The organism is Cellulomonas sp. P2_B4, from assembly GCF_056404795.1.
In genome coordinates this window covers 1-519 of sequence record NZ_JBFUDI010000115.1, presented here as the reverse complement: position 1 = coordinate 519, position 519 = coordinate 1, and the positions used below count along the sequence as shown (strand labels likewise).

The 519-nt window shown below is 64.4% G+C and carries 1 protein-coding gene; it reads left to right on the top strand.

The window, feature by feature from the left end:
• Window positions 1-39: 39 nt before the first annotated feature.
• The coding region (locus AC1DZC_RS20395; RefSeq protein ID WP_477044559.1) for a hypothetical protein at window positions 40-519 on the top strand (480 nt) is incomplete at its 3' end.

The window sequence follows — 519 nt, the reverse complement described above, 5'->3', positions numbered from 1 at the left end:
ACGGCGCATCAAAGCGAGCTTACCCTCGCGAGCTGGGGCGTGCCGATCCTCTACCCGTCGACGATAGGCGAAATCCTCGAATATGGTCTCGCTGCCTTTGGCATGTCCCGCTTTTCGGGCGCACTGGTAGGGCTCAAGCTGGTCAACGAAACCGCCGAGGCGACCGGCGTCCTCGCTTTCGGCGAACCTCCCAGCTTCACCACGCCCCCTGTAAGTTCGCCGCCTGGTGGTGTGCATCTGCGGCGGGAGCTTCTGGCGATGCTCGACCAGGATATGCGCCTGCAACGCGAGAAGCTGCCGCGAGCGCAGATGTTCGCCCGCCACAACGGGCTGGATCGGGTCGCCTTCGGAAGCGACCGGCCGCACTTCATGATCGCGACCGCGGGCAAGCCCTATGCTGACGTCCTGGCGGCGCTACAGATGCTCGGCATCGATGAGGCGACCGCGCAACGCGCAAAGATCGGCGTCTACAAGATCGCCCTTACCTTCCCGCTCGACGTGGTTGGCATGGTGCCAGTC